Consider the following 19845-nt stretch of genomic DNA (forward strand, 5'->3'; position numbering starts at 1 on the left):
TTCCTGAAGCATGATCCCAAAAAGTGGATACCGGTTTTTGGAAAAGATCATGCTCCAATAATGTGAAGTGAGCACCATGTTCGAACGCGTCCTGGCCTTTCTGAAAGACCTGCCCTCCGGGGCTGGGGCTCGCGCCAATGCGGACGATCCGCGCGTTGCGGCGTCGGCTTTGCTCTATCATGTGATGAATGCCGACGGCGTGCGCCAGGATGTCGAGTGGGAGCGGTTCAAGCAGGTGCTGGCGCAGAGCTATTCGATCAGCGGCGACGAGCTCGATGCACTGGCTGCCGCCGGCGAGCGCGCCGACAATGAGGCGATCGACCTCTATGCCTTCACCAGCGTCTTGAAGCGCCATCTCGACGCCGAGGCGCGCAAGGCTTTCATCGGCCTGATGTGGGAAATCGTCTATGCCGACGGCGAACTGCACGAGTTGGAGGACAACACCGTCTGGCGCGTCGCCGAACTGATCGGCGTCGAGCGCCACGACCGGGTCGAGGCGCGCCGCAGGGCGGCGGCCGCCGCGCCCGGCGCCAGCGGGACGTCGAGCGACGAATAGGATTCCGCCTTTCCATGCCGCCCAGACCGAGCTCGAAACCAAAAATCCTGATCGTGCTGCATCAGGAGACTTCGAGCCCCGGCCGGGTTGGCCACATGCTGCTCGAGGAAGGTTTCGACCTCGACATCCGCCGGCCGCCTCTCGGCGACAGCCTGCCGGAGACGCTCGAGGGACACGCCGGCGCCGTGGTGTTCGGCGGGCCGATGAGCGCCAATGACGAAGATGAGTTCGTCCGCCGCGAGACCAACTGGCTCAATGTTCCGCTAAAGGAGAACCGGCCCTTCCTCGGCATCTGCCTTGGCGCGCAGATGCTGGCCAATCATCTCGGCGGCAAGGTCGAGGGGCATGGCGAGGGGCTGGTNCGAGATCGGCTGGTATCCGCTGAAGCCGACCGAAGCCGGCAAAAAGCTGCTGCCTTGGCCCGACATGGTTTACCAGTTTCACCGCGAAGGCTTTTCGCTGCCCAGGGATGCGACGCTGCTGGCGACGGCGGAAACCTACCCCAACCAGGCTTTTCGCTATGGCGACAATGCCTGGGGCATCCAGTTCCATGGCGAACTGACCCGGTTGATGATGCAGCGCTGGGTGGTGCGCGGCGCACACCGCTTCGAATTGCCCGGCGCGCAGCTTGGCCGCGACCATCTCGGCGGCCGGCTGATCTGGGATATGCACCTCAAGCGCTGGCTGAGCGAGTTTTTGAGCCTGATCTTCGGCAAGCCTACTGAGGGATAGAGCAAATCCAACTACTCTGAACGGCCGAGTTTGCCCAAAGACGACTTACCTCTGGGAGGCGTGTACGATGAATCCGGGACCTTAGCCCGTTCCCGCAGATTTGGATTGCGCCCCAAACACTCCGATGGATCGAAAAACTCCGTGGCGCATTTAAGCTTCGGCTAATAACGGTCCCAGGAGAGAACCAATGAAGAAGACGCTGCTCATTTTGAGCCTACTCATTCCGCTCGCGGCATGCTCCCGCACCGAACAAGGCGCTGCCGTCGGTGGTTTGGGTGGCGCAGCTGTAGGCGCAGCAGTGGCCGGCGACCCGGTAAAAGGGGCGGTTGTTGGCGGGGCGGTCGGAGCGCTGGCCGGGGCGGTCATCGGGCACGCCAGCGAAGCCGGCCAGTGCAGATATCGCGGTCGGAACGGTCGAGTTTACGTTGCTCAGTGCCCGGACGGCTACTGATCTCAAAGACGCGTGATCTCTTTCGATCACGCGTCTTTTCGGGGTAGGATAACTGAATGGCATATAACAGCAAAAGACTGCGGGCTTTCTGGTTCGCCGTTGTCAGCGCTGTCGCGATAAACGCCGAACTTTCGACCGCGGCCTTGGCCGCACCTGTAGAAGCGAAGACGATTGCCGATCACTTCTCATCGGTAAAGTCCATGTCCGGGGACTTTGTCCAGTCGGGCCCAAGAGCGGAAAGGACCAAAGGGAGATTTTTCCTCCAGCGGCCGGGCAAGATCCGGTTCAACTATGCAGGCCAATCAGGGGTCAGCGTAATTGCAGATGGAAAATCCTTGGTGGTCTATAACAAGAAGCTCAAGACATCGCGGCTTTATGCTCTCTCGAAGACGCCGCTCAAGCTGCTCCTCGACAATCAGGTCAACTTTTCCGGCAATCGCCTCAAAAGTATCAAGGACGATGGCGCCCAGGTGATCATCAGGCTGGCCGACAAGTCGGCCTTCGGCAATTCGAATATCACTATGGTGTTTGACAGGGATCGCTCGATCTACGCAGATGGACCCTGACTGACGAGAGGGGCCTTACCTCGACAGTCACCATATCCAACGTGAAGCGGGGCGTTCGCGCTCCTGCGGGCACCTTCACTATCGACTATGCCGCAAACCGTGAATTCAACACCAAAACGAAATAGTCGGCAGCGCCACGAACTGCCCGTGTAACACTACTCGGCGGCCGTCTCCGACGGCACCTCTGCCGGTGCCGAAGGCTCGGCCTCGGCATGCGGCTTGCGCCGTGAGAACAGCGACCTTAGCGTGACGTAGAACACCGGCGTCAGGAACAGGCCGACGAAGGTGACGCCGAGCATGCCGGAGAACACCGCGGTGCCGAGCGACTGGCGCATTTCCGCGCCCGGGCCTGTCGCGATCATCAGCGGCACGACGCCGAGGATGAACGAGAAGGCGGTCATCAGGATCGGCCGCAGCCTGAGCCGGCAGGCTTCGACGGCAGCCTCGGCGGCCGACAGGCCGCGTTCCTGCGCCTGCCGCGCGAATTCGACGATGAGGATCGCGTTCTTGGCGGCAAGTCCGATCAGCACGATGAGGCCGATTTGCACGAGGATGTTGTTGTCCAGCCCTCGGAACGACACGCCGAGCAACGCCGCGAGCACGCCGAGCGGCACCACCAGCACGATGGCGAACGGCAGCACCCAGCTTTCATATTGCGCCGCCAGCGCCAGGAACACGAACAGCACCGACAGTCCGAAGATATAGACAGCGGCATTGCCGGTGTTGCGCTCCTGATAGGCGAGTTCGGTCCATTCGTAGGAGGTACCGGCCGGCAACGTCTGTGCCGTGATCGCTTCCATCTTGGCAAGCGCATCGCCGGTGGAAACACCGGGCGCGGCGTTGCCCTGCAGCGGCACGGAGACGTACATGTTGTAGCGCTGGACCAGCGCCGGGCCGGTGACGTCGCGGATCTCGATCAACGTGCCCAGCGGAACCAGCGCGCCGGTCGCCGAGCGCACCTTCAGTTTCAAGATGTCGGCGCGATCGAGGCGGAACGCCTGGTCGGCCTGCGCGCGCACCTGGTAGACGCGCCCGAAAGCGTTGAAGTCGTTGACGTAGGCGGTGCCCAGATTGATCGACAGCGTCTCGAAGATGTTGGGGATCGGCACGTTCAGGATGCGCGCCTTGTCGCGATCGATCGCCAGGAAGAATTGCGGGCTGGACGCGGAGAAGGTGGTGAACACGCCGGTCAGCCCCGCCGTCTTGTTGGCCTTGCCGGCAATTTCATAGGCAAGCGCCAGGATCTGCCGCATGTCGGCGCTGTTGCGCTCCTGGATCTGCAGCTTGAAGCCGCCGGCATTGCCGACGCCGCGGATCGGCGGCGGCGGCAGTGCGATAATGAAGGCTTCCTTGATGCTTTGCAGGCTGCCGAACAAATTGCCGATGACCTGGGTCGCGGACTGGCCGGCTTCCAGTCGCTCGTCAAACGGCTTGAACCTGGCGAAGATCACGCCCGCGTTGCTGGCATTGGTAAAGGTGGCACCGGAGAAGCCGGCGAAGGCGACCGCGTAGTCGACGCCCGGCGTTTTCTGGATGATCTGCGACGCCTGCTGGATGACGGCATCGGTCCGCGATAGCGAGGCGCCGTCCGGCAACTGGACGACGACGATCGCATAGCCCTGGTCGAGCGACGGAATGAAACCGCGCGGCACCGTCTGAACCATATAGACCGTGGCGTAGATGAGGGCCGCGAAAACGGCCAGCGTGGCGGCGATCGCTATCCGCGAGCCGACCAACACGCGCACGATGCTCGAATACCAATGGGCGACCTTGTCGAAGCCGCGATTGAAGCCGTCGGCGAGCGCCCGTCCGAACCGCGCCAGGAAAAAGCGCGGCGGCGCCGCAGCAGTGTGGTGCGGCTTGAACAGCAGCGCGGCCAAGGCCGGCGAGAGCGTCAGCGAATTGAATGCCGAGATCGCCGTCGACACCGCGATGGTGATCGCAAACTGCAGGTAGAACTGCCCGGAAATGCCGGGAATGAAGGCTGTCGGCACGAACACCGCTATCAGCACCAGCGAGATCGCGATGACCGCCGTTCCGACTTCGTCCATGGTCAGATGCGACGCCGGATTGGGCGCCAGCCCGCTGGCGATATTTCGCTCGACGTTCTCGACCACGACGATCGCATCGTCGACGACGATGCCGATGGCCAGCACGAGGCCGAACAGCGTCAGCATGTTGAGGGAGAAGCCGGCGGCGTAAAGCACCGCCAGCGTGCCGATCAGCGACACGGGGATCGCCACGATCGGCACGATCGCCATGCGCCACGATTGCAGGAAGACGATGATGACGATGATGACCAGAACCATCGCCTCGAGGATCGTCTTGTAGACCTCCTGGATCGACTCGGCGACGAACTCGGTCGGATTGTAGACGATGTCGTAGCTCAATCCCTTCGGGAAGTCCTGGGAAAGCTCCTTCATCTTGTCCTGGATCTCCGCGGCTGCGGCGAGCGCATTGGTGCCTGGCCGCTGGAAGATGGCGAGCGCCACCGCCGGTTTGCCGTTGAGATAGGAGTTGGTGACGTAATCCTTGGCGCCGAGCTCGATGCGCGCCACGTCCTGCAGCTGGATCAGGCGGCCGTCTTCGGCCGATTTGACGATCACGTATCGGAAGTCCCGTGCGTCGTTGAAGCGGCCTTGCGTGGTGACCGTGTACTGGAACGCCGTGCCGGTATTGGTCGGCGGCGCGCCGATGGAGCCGCCCGACACCTGGACGTTCTGGTCGCGCAGCGCCTGCACCACATCGCCCGAGGTCATCCCCAGGGCGGACAGTTTTTCCGGATCGAGCCAGATGCGCAGCGAATATTCGCGTTCGCCAAAGATGATGAGGTCGCCGACGCCGTCCAACCTGAGCAGTATGTCGCGCACCCGCGAGCGGGCGTAGTTCGAGACGTAGAGCTGGTCGTAGGTATTGTCGGGCGACAGCATGTGCACGACCATCATCAGGTCGGGCGAGCTCTTGATGGTGGTGATGCCGAGGCGGCGGACTTCTTCGGGCAGGCGCGGCTCGGCGACCGACACGCGGTTCTGTACCAGCACCTGCGCCTGGTCGAGATCGGTGCCTAGCTTGAAGGTGATGGTCAGCGCCATCGCCCCGTCGCCGGACGAATAGGACGACATGTAAAGCATGCCCTCGACGCCGTTGATCTCCTGCTCGATCGGCGTTGCCACCGTCGCTGCGACCGTCTCGGCGTCGGCGCCCGGGTACTGGGCGCGAACGACGATGGTCGGCGGCGCGATCTCGGGATATTGCGCGATCGGCAGCTGGGTATAAGCAATCCCGCCGAGGATCAGGAGGACGATCGAAACCACCGATGCGAAGATCGGACGGTCGACGAAGAAATGGGCGAACCTCATTGCTGCAACCCGGCGGTCTCGACCTTGGGCGGCAACGTCACCATCTCGACTTTCACCTTGGTGCCGGGCCTGGCGTGCATCAGCCCGTTGACGATGATCGTCTCGTCGCCGGTCAGGCCCGCGCGGATCACCCGGTAGCCGTCGAGAAGCGGGCCGGTGCGCACGGGCTTCGCCGACACCATCCCGGCCTCATCCACCAGGTACACGATGCGGCGATCCTGATCGGCGCCGACCGCCTCGTCGGGCACCAGGACGCCGCTATGCGGCAGCGACCCCGGCACGTTGATGCGCCCGAACATGCCTGGCTGGAGAACGCCGTCGGCGTTGGCAAACCTTGCACGCACCCGCATGGTGCCGGTCGCGTTGTCGATCCGGTTCTCGGCAAAATCGAGCTTGCCCTTGAATACCGCCTCCGCGCGGTCGGCGACGCGAACCACCACCTCGAGCCCGCCGGCGCCTTCCTGCATGCTGCCGCCGCGCTCCTTCGCGTCGCGGGCGTAGCTGAAATACAGGCGCTCATCGACGTCGAAATAGAAGTCGATCGGATCGCGTGTGACGATAGTCGTCAGCAAGGTGGAATCCGGCTGCACGAGGTTGCCGACCGACACCAGCCGGCGGTCGATGCGGCCGGACAAGGGCGCCTTGATCTCGGTGAACTCCAGGTTCAGGTTGGCCGTCGTCAGCGCAGCCGTCGCGCCTTGCATCTGCGCCTGCGCCGAAAGGTATTCCCGCCGACGGTCGTCGACCGTCGCGGCCGAGATATTGCCGGTCTTGGCGAGTTCATCGGCGCGATCCAGCTGCATCTTGGAGAATTCGAGCAGGGACTTGGCGACGTCTACTTGCGACTTGGCGGCATCGTAGGCCGCCTGGTACGGACGCTGGTCGATGGTGAAGAGCAGGTCGCCCTTGTTGACCAGTGCGCCGTCCTGGAAGCTGATCTTGTCCAGATAGCCGCTGACGCGCGAACGGATGGCGACCTCGTCGACGGCTTCGAAGCGCCCGACGAACTCATCGTCTTCGACGATTTCACGCACCACCGGCTTGGCCGCCGTCACCACCGGCAGTTGCTGGTCCTGCGCAAACGCGTTGCTGCTGAAAGCCATGCCGAGCAGGAATGCCACTGGGACGGCGGAGCGGGCCAGCCAGCCGACCGATCGGCTGGGTCGCCCGCTTGCGTCGCGATGCGATTGCCGATTCCCTGAAGTGTCCATTTGCGTCCCCGCTAGCTGGACCCGGAGGTCGGGTGGTTCTCTTCTATATTTAAGGTTTCTCGTCGAGACCAGAGCACTGCAGTATTGTGCATGGCAACATAATCATTTTCCATATGGACTGAAATGTCCACCCTGTGGCTGCCCCGCCATCTGGCTAGTTCGCCCAGAACCGGCCCATCCGCTTCCGGCCCATCTCAGCCGTCATCGGCGCAAGCTGATTTGGACCGAGCGCCGGATCCTGCGGCTTACTCGATCAGTTGCGGCTGTTGAGATGCCGCACCCTTCGCAGTTGCGGAAACAGCACCGCCCACAGTCCGGCGACGGCAATCGCACCGACGCCGCCGATCACCACCGCCGGCACGGTGCCGATCAGCGCCGCCATGGTGCCGGCGCGGAACTCGCCGACTTCGTTGGAGGCGCCGACGAAGACCTGGTTGACGGCGTTGACGCGGCCGCGCACCTCGTCGGGTGTCCACAGCTGGATCAGCGTCTCCCTGATATAGACGCTGAACATGTCGGTGGCGCCGAGGCCGGCAAGGGCCAGGATCGACAGCCAGGTGATGGTCGAGACGCCGAACAGCACGGTGAAGGCGCCGAACCCGGCGACGAAGCCGAGCATGATCTTGCCGGCACTGTCGCGCAGCGGATGCCCGGCAAGCCAGACCGCGACACAGATGGCGCCGATGCCGGGCGCCGAGCGCAGCAGGCCGAGGCCCCACGGGCCGAGTTCCAGAATATCGCGGGCATAGACCGGCAGCAGCGCCGAGGCACCGGACAGAAGCACGGCGAAGAGGTCGAGCGAGATGGCGCCCAGGACGATCTTCTCGCTCCAGATGTATCGGAAGCCGGCAAACAGCGTCTCCATCGTCGGCTTGTCGGTGGCGCTCTGCTGGGCCGGTTTCGGAATGGTGAAGATCAGCAGACCGGCCACCAGCATCAGCACGGAGGCAACGGCGTAAGCGGCTTCGGCCGAGACGCCATAGAGCAGGCCGCCGGCGACCGGGCCGACAATGGTCGCCGTTTGCCAGGCGGACGAGTTCCAGGCGATCGCATTGCCGAAATCTTCCGGCGGAACAAGGTTGGCGAACAGCGACGACGAGGCCGGTCCGTAAAAAGCGCGCGCCAGGCCGAACATAGCCAGCACGATGAAGATCGGCAGCGGGCTGACGAGACCGCGCAGCGTGAAGTACAACAGGACAAGCGCACAACCTGCCTCGACTACCGTCGCCAGCGCCATGATCAGGCGGCGGCCCAAACGGTCGGCGACAACGCCGGTGACCAGCACCAGCAGCAGCGACGGCAGGAACTGGACGATGCCGACAATGCCGAGATCGAAGGGATCGCGCGTCAGATCATAGATCTGCCAGCCGACGGCGACGGACACGATCATGGTGGCGAAGGTGGTCAGGAAACGCGCCGCCCAATAGCTCAGGAAGGAGCGATGGCGGAAGGCGGCGTAACGCCGGTCAGGCGGTGTATGGGAATGGGATGTCATGGATACAGGCCCCGTTGCTTGCATTGGCCGGCGGGGCACTTCCCGGAAATGGGCGCTGTTCCGGCCAATGAAACTTATCAAAGTTCGGGGCGCGTATGCGTGAAAATCGGACCTGGATCAAGCGGTTTTCAAGCCGCTCGCCCGATTGCACGCGGACGTTACTGCCTCAGCGCGGCGGTGATGGCGTCGAGGCCGCCCTGTAATTCCGCCTCTTTCGGCCAGCCGAAACCGACGCGGAAGAAGCGCTTGGGCATATCGAACCAGTGGCCGGGACCGACATAGGTGCCGTGGTTTTCCAAGAGATTGACGTAGAAACGGTCGAGGTCGAAGTCTGGACTGACATTGAGCCTTGGAAATCCGACGACGCCGCCTTGTGGCCGCACCCAGTCGACCAGCGGCTCGCGGTCGATCCAATCTTGCACGATGTCGCGGCGTTTCGCCATCTCGGGCAGCAGCGCGGCCAGGAAAGCGTCGCGGCGCCCCAGCATGCCGCGCGCAATGCCTTCGTCGATGACGCTGCCGCAAATGCCGATCTGCTCCTTGGCGGCGAGGAAGCGCTCCTGCAGTTCGGCATCGCTGGTGATCAGCCAGCCAATGCGGATGCCGGGAATGCCGAAGGCTTTCGACAGCGACGAGACGCTGATCGCCTTGGGGCTGAGAGAAGCCGCCGCCGGCAGGCGCTGTCCATAGGAGAGGTCGCGATAGGTCTCGTCGACCAGCAGATGGCAGCCGCTCGCTTCGGCCAGCGCAATCAGCGCGTCGAGATCGGCCCGGCCCATCATGGTGCCGGTCGGGTTGTGCGGGCAGGTGACGCTGATCAGCTTGGTGTTCGGTTGCATGCTGGCGGCGACGCGGCCGAAATCGATGGCAAAGCCTGCGTCGAAATCGAGATCGACATAGGAGATGGCGCAGCCGATCGCCTTGGGGGTCTCGATGTTGGTGGCGTAGTTCGGCCGGACGACGACAAGGTGGTCGCGCTCCGACAGAAGCGAGGTCGAAATGATGAAGAGCGCGCCCGCCGCACCGGCGGTCACCAGAACATCGTCAGGCGAAATGCCGGAATCCTGCGCCGCGATCAGCGCCCGCAACTCCTTGTCGCCGCGATGCTCGCCGTAGAACAGCGTGAGATCCGGCAGCGACAGGCCGACGTCGGAGAGTTTCTGATCGGCGATCGAGCTTTCGGAGAGATTGAACCGAATGCGATCGTAGCCGTATTCCTCCGGCGCCTCTTTCTCGATCACCATTCTGGCGTAGTTCATGGCTGCTCCCCCAAAGTCCTGACACTCAGAGGTACAAGCCATAAAAGCACGAAGCCTGCCAAGGCTCATTCGCCGGCAGGCTTCTGTTCCAGTCGTCCAAACGATTGGCTCAGGGCCGAGGCGCTGATCCCACTCAGGCCGGAACTTTGGCCTTCCGACCCTTGGCTTTCGTCGGCGCGGCCACTGCAGCCTTGCGGCCGAGGCCGATCGACTTGGCCAGCTCGGAGCGCGACGCCGCGTAGTTGGGGGCAACCATCGGATAGTCGGCCGGCAGGCCCCATTTGGTACGATAGGCTTCCGGCGTCAGGTTGAAATGGACGCCGAGATGGCGCTTCAGCGATTTGAATTTTTTGCCGTCCTCGAGGCAGATGATGTAATCCGGCGTCACCGACCGCTTGGGATTGACGGCCGGGATCTGCGGCGCCGCCACTGGGGCCGGCGGCTGGCTGAGCCCGCCGATCGACGCCGCAACGCTGGCGATGAGATCGCTCAGGCCGGCAACGGGCAAGCGGTTCTTCTCGACGTAAGCGGACACGATATGGGCGGTAAGCTCGAGCAGGTCGATGTCCTTGTCAGAGTCGTTGCTGTCGTCGGCCAATTTATCTCTCCGTCGCTAGGGGGGTGGCGGAAACTCCCAGAGTGGTCCCAGCGGAGCCGGAAATCCGCTCTAGTCATTTGTCTTGCCGCATATGTGCGGTTGCGCCAGATGATTCCATCCGGTGCCACCGATCTAATCGCCAAATCTGCGTAACGCAATGACTTCGTATCGCGCCACACGTCATTTTGAACAACTATACTGAATTTTAATACTATCAGACGATCAGCGCCTTGTCGCGCCATAGTCGAAAACCGCCCTCGAAAGCGCGCGTATTGTCGCCGCGCCTGGATGTGCCGGGCAATTCATCCAGTCTGTCGACATTGCCGCCGCCGATGACGACATAATCCGGCTGCAGCGCCGCACGCAGCCGCCCGACGACGTCGAAAACGTATTTGTGCCATTTTTTCTTGCCGTATTTCTCCAGGCCGCGCTCGCCGACATAATCTTCGAAACTGCCGCCCTTGCGGTACGGCAGATGCGCCAGTTCCATCGGCTGGCCGACATTGTTGAGGATCATCGCCGCGCCCAGGCCGGTGCCGAGGCCGAGGAACAGCATGCGCCCGCCATCGTAGCTGCCGATCGCCTGCAGCAGCGCGTCGTTGACGACCTTGACCGGCTTGCCGAAGGCGGCAGCAAAATCGTAGCCGTCCCAGCCCTTGCCGAGGTTGGCGGGATCGAGCGAAGGCCTGTTGTGCCTGACCGGGCCGGGATAGCCCATCGAGATCACGTCATAGGCCAGCCCTTCGGCCAGCGTCTTCACCGTGGCGACCATTTGCTGCGGCGTCAGGTCCGGTCCGGAATCGGCCCGGCGCATCTCGCCGCCTGCGCTGGTGAGGATTTTCACATGCGAGCCGCCGACATCGATCGTCAGTACGATCGGTTCGGCCTTGGCCTTCGCGGGCCTGGCTGCCTTGGCTGCCTTGGCCATGTCGTTTCCTCCGCTCACTTGGCGCGTTCCCCGTTTCAGGGAAACGGGGAATGCTCCAACTCTTTGTTTTACGCAATTCCGGACGGAAAGACCGCTCGCACTTTTCGTGGAGTTGCTCAACTCGGATTGATCCAGCCGTTGGGCGGCCCGAAGCTGGCCATGGCGTCGGCAGGCCCCCAGGTCTTCGGCTCATACATATGCGGCGGCGTGGTGTCGCCGAGCACCGGGCCGACAATGCGCCAGGCAAGCTCGCTGGCATCCTGGCGGGTGAACAATTGGCCATTGCCGTTCATGGCATCGCCGATCAGCCGCTCATAGGGCGGCATGTCGCCCTTCGAATCGTCGAGCGCGGTGAGTTCGACCTGCTCGCCGACCATGTCGTCGCCGGGTGCCTTGCGTTGCGCGCCGATCGAGATCGCCACCTGCGGGTCGATGCGGAAGCGCACGTAATTGGCGTCGCTGGGCTTGATCGGATCGAAGACGTCCAGCGGCGGCCGCTTCAGCCGCACGATCACTTCGGTCACATGCACCGGCATGTTCTTGCCGGTGCGGATGAAGAAGGGCACGTCCTGCCAGCGCCAGGTGTCGACCATGAAGCGCACCGCGGCAAAGGTTTCGACCGGCGAGTTCGGCTTCACGCCGGGTTCAGCGAGATAGCCTGTGAACTGGCCGCGCACGACGTCGTCCTTGGTCAGCGTGCGGATGGCGCGCAGCACCTGCACCTTCTCGTCGATCAGATCGTCGGCCGAGCGGCCGACCGGCGGTTCCATGGCGAGCAGCAAAAGGATGTTGAGCAGATGGTTCTCGATCACATCGCGGATAGCGCCAACATCGTCATAGAATTTGCCACGGCCTTCGACGCCGAAGTCCTCGGCCATGGTGATCTGTACGCTTTCGACGAAGTTGCGGTTCCAGATCGGCTCGAGAAAGGAATTGGCAAAGCGGAAATAGAGCAGGTTCTGGATCGCCTCCTTGCCGAGATAGTGGTCGATGCGGAAGATCGACTGCTCTNCCATCAGCCGCGCGCCATGCGCGGTACCGGATTGCTCCAGCCCCTGGACGACGGTCTCGAACATGGTCGGCGGCACCGCCATATAGTGCAGCGGCCGCTGCGCCGAGCCGAGCGCCGTCTTCAGCTTCTCGAAGGTCGCGCCGTCGCGGTAGTCGCCGCTGACATAGCGCAGCAGATTGGCGAATTTGGCGAAGATCTTTTCGTCGATCTTGCCGACAGCGTTGACGATGCCGTCGCGGGCCCGCGCCTGCAATTGGTTGATGTCCCAGGCATCGAAGGCGACCCCGATCACCGGCTCGGTCAGCGTCCCCTTGGCTACCATCTGGTAGAGGGCCGGAAATATCTTCTTGTGGGCAAGGTCGCCGGTTGCTCCGAAGAGCACCAGCGTGTCGGACCGTTCCGGGCTCATCTTGCGCGTCTCCCCTGCGGCCTTCACTTGCCGGCCTTCGGCTTTTCGACATGGCCGCCAAAGGCATAGCGCATGGCCGACAGCAGCTTGTCGGCGAATTCGGATTCGCCCTGCGAGGAGAAGCGGTCGAACAAAGCCGAGGACAGAACCGGCGCCGGCACGCCGGTGTCGATCGCCGCCTTCAGCGTCCAGCGTCCTTCGCCGGAATCGGAGACGCGGCCGCCGAACTGGGCCAATGCCGGGTCGCTCTTCAGTGCGCCGGCGGTGAGGTCGAGCAGCCACGAGCCGATCACACTGCCATGGCGCCAGACCTCGGCCACTTGCGGCAGGTCGATGTCGAACTGATAGTATTGCGGGTTTTCCAAAGGGCTGGTCTCGGCGTCCGCCGTGCGCCGTCTTTTGCCGGCATTTGCCGATTTCAAAATGTTCATGCCTTCGGCATAGGCGGCCATGACGCCATACTCGATGCCGTTATGGATCATCTTGACGAAATGGCCGGCGCCGCTCGGTCCGCAATGCAGGTAGCCAAAGGGTGCGGTTCCACCCGCCTTGTCGGGCGTGGCGCCGACATCGGCGCCGGGCGCCAGCGTGGCGAAGATCGGGTCGAGGTGTTTGACCGCCGTGTCGGGGCCACCGATCATCAGGCAATAGCCGCGCTCCAAGCCCCAGACACCGCCGCTGGTGCCGACATCGACATAGTGCAGGCCCTTGGCCGCGAGCTCGGCCGCCTGGTCGACAGCGTCGTGATAATAGGAATTGCCGCCGTCGATGATGATATCGCCGGGCTCCATCAATGCTGCCATCTGGTCGGCGATCCTGCCGGTGATCGCCGCCGGCAGCATCAGCCAGGCGCTACGCGGCTTGGACAGCTTGCCGACGAACTCTTCCATGGAGGCGGCGCCGATGGCGCCATCGGCAACCAGGGCGGCAACGCTTGCCGGGTTGATGTCGTAGACGACGCATTCATGGCCGTCGCGCATCAGGCGGCGCACCATGTTGGCGCCCATCCTGCCCAGTCCCATCATTCCGATCTGCATGGTCTTGTCCTAGTCGCTTGAGGAAAGAAAATTGTGGGCGAGTTAGTTCTCAATGCCGACGGTGAAGTCGACATTCTCCCAACGGTCGCCGTCGGGCCAGAAAAAAGTGAAGACGATCGTATTACCTCGCGGAATATCGGCCACCGGCAGATCCGCCAGATGGACGCCAAAGACATTCACGGACGTGTTGATTTCATGGCTGGTCTGCCACTGGTCGCCGCTCCAGCGGATGAGTGCCGGCTGCAGCAGTTCAACCCGCAGCGTCTTGCCGGCTTCCAGGGTGCGCAGCCTGTTGTTGAAGCGCCATATCCTCAGCGGCGAGCCGGTCTTGTCCCTGACATAGCGCTTGACGCCTTGCGGCGGCATGTCGAAGACGGCGCCGTCGCGGAGCGAGCGCAACAGCTTGATGTGTTCCGAATGCGCCCAGACCAGCGGCATGGCGCTGCCCGACGGCCTGCCCAGCCACAATTCGCGCTCCGGTATGTCGGCGCCGTCCCAGACCTGTTCCGGCAGCAGACCGCCCACACCAGCCGAAGCCTCGAATGTCCTGAGCAGGCTTGCCGCCTTGTCCTTGTTACCGGCGGCCAGCTCGTAGTGGGCGCGTTCGCCGGCCAGCAACGGCCAGGGTCGGCCCTGGCCGTTGCTGTCGAAGGGGGCGCCGTCGGCGTGTTCGCCATAACCGTCGCTGGTGTAGCGGTACCATAGAGGCCCTTGCGGCAGGTCGCAGCGCAGTTGCGCGTCGATGATCTTGACCGTGCCGACGATGCGCGGATCGTCCGCGGCCCTGAGGCCGAAGCGGACTAGCGCCAGCGCGTCCGGGCTGACAATCGCTTCGGCCGGCTTGTCGGTATCGCCCGGCGGACGGTTCTTGATCGGTACGAAGCCGTCCTTCGGCGATGCGGCGCCTGAACCGTCGGCCGGCGCGATGCGGATGTAGTAGCCGTCGACGCCAGCCTCGTGGCACTCCGGTGTGCCGCTGACATAGGTCCAGCGCTCGATCTGGTCGTTCCAGCAATCCGCGACCTCGCGCAAATAGTTAGCCGGCTCCGGTTTGCCGTCAACGTCGAACAGATCGGCGGCGCCAAGCAGTGCCGATATTTCGACGGCGAGCGTGAATGGGCTGTAGCCGGCATCCTCTTCCCAGCGGTCCTGCCCGGTGACGGGACCATTGCGCACGACATAGGACGCTGCTTTCTCGACCATCGGCATGAAGGCGGCGAGCTTGGCGCGCGGCAGGTGGCCGGCGCGGTGCAGCGCATCGGCAAGCAGCAGTGGGAAGGCGCATTCGTCCATCTGGATGCCCGGCCAATAGAGCGAGCCGTCGAGCCACACATTTTGTGGCCAGTGGCCGTCCGGCTGCTGGATGGAACGGAGATAGGCGAGGATCTCAAGCGCCTGCGCCGGATCGCCGGCGGCGAGCAAGCCGCCCGCGGTTTCCACAAGGTCGCGCGGCCAGACCAGATGATAGCCGCCAAGGTCGTCGTCGCCCTTGCTCGCTCCCCACGGGATCGACAGGCTGGCAACGGCCGCGCCGGGCCTCGCCAGCGACAGGTGCGTCGCCAGCACCGCTGTGCTGACGCGGTAGGTGTTGAGGCCGGATGCATCATGGTGGTCGAGCGGCGTCAGGCCTGCCTGCCATTTCCGCCATTTCGCGACATAGGCCTTTGCCGCCGGCTCAAAACCGCGTTTCAGGCTGGCGGCGGCGTTTTCGGCCGCTTCATCCGGCGTCGCCCCAAACCCAAGCGCAAGCAAGGCTTCGCTGTTGGCTAAAGAAAAGCCGATCTCGCCGGTCAGCGCGACATTGCCGTCCTCCGCGCTTTGGCAGGTCGGATCGAGCCGGCCGGCGCGGCTGAGTTGCTGCCAGCCGTCGGAAAAGCCTGCATAGCCGGCCGAGCAGTCGCCCCAGGGCAGCGAGGAGGCAAGCGCCAAGCAGGCGCCGTGCCCGGACGCAAACAGCATCGGCTTGCCCTTGTGCTCGCCGATCCAGGCGGTGTTGCCCATGCCGGCATTGACCAGATGCGGCGCCAGCAGGGCGTAGACGCGGTAGTCCGTGGCCACGCCCTCGAGTGCCGTGAAGCTGATTTCCTGCAGCAGGGCCGGGCGCGCCGGATCCGCCAGGATGCGCTTTTCGATCCGGTAACGCGCCGTCGCGTTGACCAGCCGGTAGGCGGGCACGCCTTCCTCGAACGGCTCGATGGCATGCGTGGCGTCACGCTTCTCCTCGGAAAACCAGCCGCCGAGGCCGGTGACCAGCAGTCCCATGTCGCGCGTGCAGGCGCTGTCGAGGCCGGGATAGTAGACTTCATTGACGATGCCATGGCTGAGCGTGAACCAGACGCGACTCGCCGTTGAAAGCGCGGCACCTACGCCGCTCTTGGCGCTTGACGTCCAGCGCGCCGGAATTCCGGGCGCGCCCATTCTTTTGGGTGCACTGGGGGGAAGGGTCGGCGGCGTCGCTGCCATGCATGGTCTCCTGGGCCCTTCCCTAGACCAGCAGGCGAAGGCTTTTCAATCATCGCACCTGAAGTTGATCGCCAAAGCGTAACCGATCGCAGTTGACAAGCGAGCTCATCTGCATTTGTCTGACAATAGATAAAAAACAGGCAGCCAACGCCAAAACCATCAGCAACAGTCGGCGGGGCCGACAATCCATGGGAGGATTATGACATGAAGAAACTGCTCGTCCTGAGCGCTCTGGCGGCGATGCTCGCCTCGGGCACGGCGCTTGCCGACACCAGCGGCAAGAAGATCGCCTTCTCCAACAATTACGCCGGCAACTCGTGGCGTCAGGCGATGCTCGACAGCTACGGCATCGTCACCAAGAAGGCGGTTGAGGATAAGATCGTCGGCGCCGCCGACATCTTCACCACCGCCGACAAGGAAGTGCCGACCCAGGCTGCCCAGGTGCAGAACCTGATCCTACAGGGTTATGACGCCATCGTCATCAATGCCGCATCGCCGGATGCGCTGAACGGCGCCATCAAGCAGGCCTGCGATGCCGGCATCGTCGTCGTCTCCTTCGACGGGACCGTCACCGAACCTTGCGCCTACCGCGTCGTCGTCGACTTCAAGGACATGGGCAAGCAGGAAGTCGAGCAGATGGCCAAATTCCAGCCCACGGGCGGCAATTTGCTGGAAATCCGCGGCCTTGCCGGCACCTCGATCGACGATGCCATCCATGCCGGCATCCTCGAAGGCGTCGCCGCCCATCCCGAGTTCAAGATCGTCGGTTCGGTGACCGGCGACTGGGACCAGACGACGGCGCAGAAGGCGGTCGCGACGATCCTGCCTTCGTTGCCCGACATCGTCGGCATCGTCGACCAGGGCGGTGACGGTTATGGCGCGGCACAAGCCTTTGCCGCCGCAGGCAAGCCGCGTCCGACCATCATCATGGGCAACCGCCAGGACGAGCTGAAATGGTGGAAGGAGCAGAAGGACAAGGATGGCTACCAGACCTGGTCGGCCTCGATCGCGCCCGGCGTGTCGTCGCTGGCCTTCTGGGTGGCGCAGCAGGTGCTCGACGGCCGCACCGACATTCCGCATGACCTTTTGGTGCCGTATCTCGCCTTTACCCAGGACAATTTCGAGACCGAGCTGCCGAAAATCAAGGAGGGCGGCGTCGCCACCCACGAATACAGCCAGGAAGACGCAATCGCGGCGATCAAAGCCAATATCAAGTGATGCATTGCATTCATTGCCAGCGGCATGACCGACCGGATATCGTTGAGCATGCCTGAGGCCAATACGGACATCATCAGACTGGGCGGCGCCGAAAAACATTTCGGCGCCGCCCATTTGGACATCATCAGGCTGAACGGCGCCGAAAAACATTTCGGCGCCGTTCGGGCGCTTAACGGCGTCGACTTCCATGTTGTATCAGGCGAATGCGTCGGGCTGGTCGGCCACAACGGAGCCGGCAAATCGACGCTGATGCATATGGTGGCCGGTACGCTGCAGCCCGATGGCGGTGAGATCGCGGTGCGTGGCAATGCCGAAACNATGCCGAAACCGACTACTCGGTGGCGCGCGCGCTGAAACTCGGCATACGCTGCGTGTTCCAGGAACTGTCGCTCTGCCCTAACCTCAGTATCGCGGAGAATACGCGCATCAACCATCCGGCGCTCACCGGCTTCGGCTGGCGACGCAAGGCGGCTGCTCTCATTGCCGCCAAGCTGGACGAAATCTTTCCGGATCACGGCATCTCGGCAGACGACATTGCCGGCGATCTCTCCATCGGCCGGCGGCAGATGGTCGAGGTGGCGCGCGCCTTCACGGTGACGCGCGATCCGCTCGACCTGGTCATTCTCGACGAGCCGACCTCTTCGCTGGACGCGCATACTGCGGGCCAGCTGCTTGCCTTCGTGCGCCGTTTCGTAGCCACCGGGGGCAGCTGCATCCTGATCTCGCATGTGCTGGGCGAGGTGCTGCAGAATGCCGACCGCATCGTGGTCATGCGCGACGGCAAGGTGGTCGCCACGGACGTTGCAAAAGCGTTCGACCGCGACCGGCTGGTGGCCACCATGGGCGGCGCGGAAGCGCGCGAGAAGATCGCGGCGGAGATCGCCGCCAGGCCGGCGGCGGGCCCGCTCAGGGTGCGGGCGCGGCCCGAGCGGCAGCAGGATGGCAAGGAGCTTGTCGCTCGCGCCGGCGAGATCATCGGGCTTGCCGGGCTTGCCGGCCATGGCCAGACCGACCTGTTGCTGGCGATCTTTGCCGCCGCGACGCGTAGAAGGCTTGATATCGAGGTGACCGCCCCGGTGGCGCTGGTGGCCGGAGACCGCCAATCGGACGGCATTTTCCCGCAATGGTCTATTGCCGAAAACATCGGCATCCGCTCGCTGGCGCGGCTGCGCAAAGGGTTGCTGATCTCGCCGCAGCGCGAGGCCGAGCTTGCTGAGTTTTGGAAGCAGAAGATCGGCATCCGCACGCCTGACATGACCAACAACATCTTCTCGCTGTCCGGCGGCAACCAGCAGAAGGCGCTGTTTGCCCGCGCACTGGGTTCCGATGCGCAGATCGTGCTGATGGACGATCCGATGCGCGGCGTGGACATCGGCACCAAGCTTGAGGTCTACGATCTCGTGCGCGAGGAGGCGGCCAAGGGCCGGACCTTCCTCTGGTACACCACCGAGACCGAAGAGCTCGACAATTGCGACCACATCCATGTCTTCAAGAACGGCCGCATCGTCGCCAATCTCACGCGCGACGAGCTGACCGAGGAAAAGATCATCCAGTCCTCATTCGGCGACGCGGCCTGAGATGACGGCAGTCGCTCTCGGCCCTACGTCCTCGCCGCGCAGCAGCGCGGCCCGCGCGCGCCTGCTGCGCAGCCTGTTGCCGGCGCTGTCGCTGGCGCTGGTGGTTATCGCCATCGCCTGGCTCAACCCACGCGCCATCAGCTATTTCGGCTTCAGCCTGATGTTGAACCTCGCTATTCCGATCGCGCTGGCGACGATCGCCCAGATGTTCGTCATCGCCGGCAATGAGCTCGATCTGTCGATCGGCACCTTTGTCGGCTTTGTCGGCTGCGTCACCGCGACCTGGCTGAAGGACGCGCCGCTGCTCGGCGTGATCATCCTGCTCGGCTCCATAGGCGTTTATGCGCTGCTCGGCGCACTGATCCATCTGCGCAATCTGCCGTCGATCGTGGTGACGCTGGGCATGAGCTTCGTCTGGCAGGGGCTTGCCATTCTGGTGCTGCCCAAGCCCGGTGGCAAGGCGCCGGACTGGCTCTTGTCGCTGATGGCCTTCAAGCCGCCCTTCATTCCGTTCCCTATCATCGCCGCGCTGGCGATCGCAGCGGTGGTGCATTTTGGGCTGATGCGCACCTCCTATGGCGTCATCCTGCGGGGATCCGGCGGCAATCCGGCGGCGCTCAGGCGCGCTGGCTGGTCGCTGCTTCGAACCAAGATCGTGCTGTTTGCGCTGACCGGCCTATTCGGCGTTCTGTCCGGCATGGCGCTGATCGGCATCACCACCTCGGCCGACGCTAATATCGGCAATGGCTACACGCTGCTGGCGATCGCCGGCGTCATTCTCGGCGGCGGCGAGTTCGTCGGCGGCCGGGTGTCGCCGATCGGCACCGTGCTCGGCGCGCTGACACTGGCGCTGGCGGCATCGCCTCTGCTCACCTTCATGCACATTCCGCCGGATTGGCAGGTCGCCGCCAACGGCGCCATCCTGATCATCGTGCTGGCAGCCCGCGTCCTGATCAGCCGCAGGGAGAGGTAGC

General features: G+C 63.6%; 14 protein-coding genes and 2 pseudogenes. 7 read left to right on the top strand and 9 right to left on the bottom strand.

Annotated features, from left to right (window positions below; all coding sequences use genetic code 11):
- Positions 1-76 precede the first annotated feature (76 nt).
- From X757_RS153070 to X757_RS01000000164765, 4 genes and pseudogenes are all read left to right on the top strand, one after another.
- Positions 77-556, top strand: a complete 480-nt coding sequence (locus X757_RS153070) for a TerB family tellurite resistance protein (RefSeq protein WP_023726071.1) — start codon at positions 77-79, stop codon at positions 554-556.
- A gap of 95 nt (positions 557-651) precedes the next feature.
- Positions 652-1281 (top strand): hypothetical protein, encoded by a 630-nt coding sequence (locus tag X757_RS01000000164760; protein WP_198024399.1) that lies wholly within the window; start codon positions 652-654, stop codon positions 1279-1281.
- A gap of 194 nt (positions 1282-1475) precedes the next feature.
- Complete coding sequence (locus X757_RS153065; RefSeq protein ID WP_023670477.1) at positions 1476-1739, top strand: YMGG-like glycine zipper-containing protein; 264 nt, start codon at positions 1476-1478, stop codon at positions 1737-1739.
- Between the two features lie 56 nt (positions 1740-1795).
- Positions 1796-2430, top strand: a pseudogene (locus X757_RS01000000164765) (outer membrane lipoprotein carrier protein LolA).
- Between the two features lie 30 nt (positions 2431-2460).
- Here X757_RS01000000164765 and X757_RS153060 read toward each other — a convergent pair.
- The 9 genes from X757_RS153060 to X757_RS153020 all read right to left on the bottom strand — a co-directional run bounded on the left by X757_RS153060 (position 2461) and on the right by X757_RS153020 (position 16076).
- Positions 2461-5664 (bottom strand): efflux RND transporter permease subunit, encoded by a 3204-nt coding sequence (locus tag X757_RS153060; RefSeq protein ID WP_023694470.1) that lies wholly within the window; start codon positions 5662-5664, stop codon positions 2461-2463.
- A complete protein-coding gene (locus X757_RS153055; RefSeq protein ID WP_023687741.1) occupies positions 5661-6767 on the bottom strand; it encodes an efflux RND transporter periplasmic adaptor subunit in 1107 nt (368 codons plus the stop codon). The genes X757_RS153060 and X757_RS153055 overlap by 4 nt, the downstream gene beginning before the upstream one ends.
- Before the next feature lie 361 nt (positions 6768-7128).
- On the bottom strand, positions 7129-8370 hold the full coding sequence (locus X757_RS153050) for an MFS transporter (RefSeq protein ID WP_023726072.1): 1242 nt from the start codon (positions 8368-8370) through the stop codon (positions 7129-7131).
- A 158-nt stretch (positions 8371-8528) separates the two neighbouring features.
- Complete coding sequence (locus tag X757_RS153045) at positions 8529-9629, bottom strand: pyridoxal phosphate-dependent aminotransferase (protein WP_023710196.1); 1101 nt, start codon at positions 9627-9629, stop codon at positions 8529-8531.
- 133 nt (positions 9630-9762) lie between these two features.
- Positions 9763-10227 (bottom strand): MucR family transcriptional regulator, encoded by a 465-nt coding sequence (locus X757_RS153040; RefSeq protein ID WP_023726073.1) that lies wholly within the window; start codon positions 10225-10227, stop codon positions 9763-9765.
- A 214-nt stretch (positions 10228-10441) separates the two neighbouring features.
- A complete protein-coding gene (locus X757_RS153035) occupies positions 10442-11155 on the bottom strand; it encodes an ROK family protein (RefSeq protein WP_023726074.1) in 714 nt (237 codons plus the stop codon).
- 116 nt (positions 11156-11271) lie between these two features.
- Positions 11272-12576 carry a glucose-6-phosphate dehydrogenase (NADP(+)) gene (locus tag X757_RS153030; protein ID WP_023726075.1) on the bottom strand — a complete coding sequence of 435 codons (1305 nt, stop codon included), beginning with the start codon at positions 12574-12576 and terminating at the stop codon, positions 11272-11274.
- Positions 12577-12599: 23 nt separating this feature from the next.
- Positions 12600-13613 carry a phosphogluconate dehydrogenase (NAD(+)-dependent, decarboxylating) gene (gene gnd, locus X757_RS153025; protein ID WP_023726076.1) on the bottom strand — a complete coding sequence of 338 codons (1014 nt, stop codon included), beginning with the start codon at positions 13611-13613 and terminating at the stop codon, positions 12600-12602.
- A gap of 42 nt (positions 13614-13655) precedes the next feature.
- Positions 13656-16076 (bottom strand): glucan 1,4-alpha-glucosidase, encoded by a 2421-nt coding sequence (locus X757_RS153020; RefSeq protein WP_023726077.1) that lies wholly within the window; start codon positions 16074-16076, stop codon positions 13656-13658.
- 204 nt (positions 16077-16280) lie between these two features.
- On the opposite strand from X757_RS153020, the gene X757_RS153015 reads away from it, so the two are divergent.
- From X757_RS153015 to X757_RS153010, 3 genes and pseudogenes are all read left to right on the top strand, one after another.
- Complete coding sequence (locus tag X757_RS153015; RefSeq protein ID WP_023726078.1) at positions 16281-17294, top strand: ABC transporter substrate-binding protein; 1014 nt, start codon at positions 16281-16283, stop codon at positions 17292-17294.
- Between the two features lie 48 nt (positions 17295-17342).
- A pseudogene (locus X757_RS1000000169395) lies at positions 17343-18871 on the top strand (sugar ABC transporter ATP-binding protein).
- 1 nt (position 18872) lies between these two features.
- The gene (locus X757_RS153010; RefSeq protein ID WP_023670462.1) at positions 18873-19844 is read left to right on the top strand and encodes an ABC transporter permease; all 972 of its coding nucleotides are present in this window, start codon (positions 18873-18875) and stop codon (positions 19842-19844) included.
- Position 19845 lies beyond the last annotated feature (1 nt).

This window comes from Mesorhizobium sp. LSHC412B00 (assembly GCF_000503035.1).
Classification (GTDB): domain Bacteria; phylum Pseudomonadota; class Alphaproteobacteria; order Rhizobiales; family Rhizobiaceae; genus Mesorhizobium.

Bases quoted from the DNA above. Each gene is read 5' to 3' on its own strand.
- X757_RS153070 (WP_023726071.1), top strand. From the start codon at position 77: ATGTTCGAACGCGTCCTGGCCTTTCTGAAAGACCTGCCCTCCGGGGCT.
- X757_RS153065 (WP_023670477.1), top strand. From the start codon at position 1,476: ATGAAGAAGACGCTGCTCATTTTGAGCCTACTCATTCCGCTCGCGGCA.
- X757_RS153060 (WP_023694470.1), bottom strand. From the start codon at position 5,664: ATGAGGTTCGCCCATTTCTTCGTCGACCGTCCGATCTTCGCATCGGTG.
- X757_RS153055 (WP_023687741.1), bottom strand. From the start codon at position 6,767: ATGGCTTTCAGCAGCAACGCGTTTGCGCAGGACCAGCAACTGCCGGTG.
- X757_RS153050 (WP_023726072.1), bottom strand. From the start codon at position 8,370: ATGACATCCCATTCCCATACACCGCCTGACCGGCGTTACGCCGCCTTC.
- X757_RS153045 (WP_023710196.1), bottom strand. From the start codon at position 9,629: ATGAACTACGCCAGAATGGTGATCGAGAAAGAGGCGCCGGAGGAATAC.
- X757_RS153035 (WP_023726074.1), bottom strand. From the start codon at position 11,155: ATGGCCAAGGCAGCCAAGGCAGCCAGGCCCGCGAAGGCCAAGGCCGAA.
- gnd (WP_023726076.1), bottom strand. From the start codon at position 13,613: ATGCAGATCGGAATGATGGGACTGGGCAGGATGGGCGCCAACATGGTG.
- X757_RS153020 (WP_023726077.1), bottom strand. From the start codon at position 16,076: ATGGCAGCGACGCCGCCGACCCTTCCCCCCAGTGCACCCAAAAGAATG.
- X757_RS153015 (WP_023726078.1), top strand. From the start codon at position 16,281: ATGAAGAAACTGCTCGTCCTGAGCGCTCTGGCGGCGATGCTCGCCTCG.
- X757_RS153010 (WP_023670462.1), top strand. From the start codon at position 18,873: ATGACGGCAGTCGCTCTCGGCCCTACGTCCTCGCCGCGCAGCAGCGCG.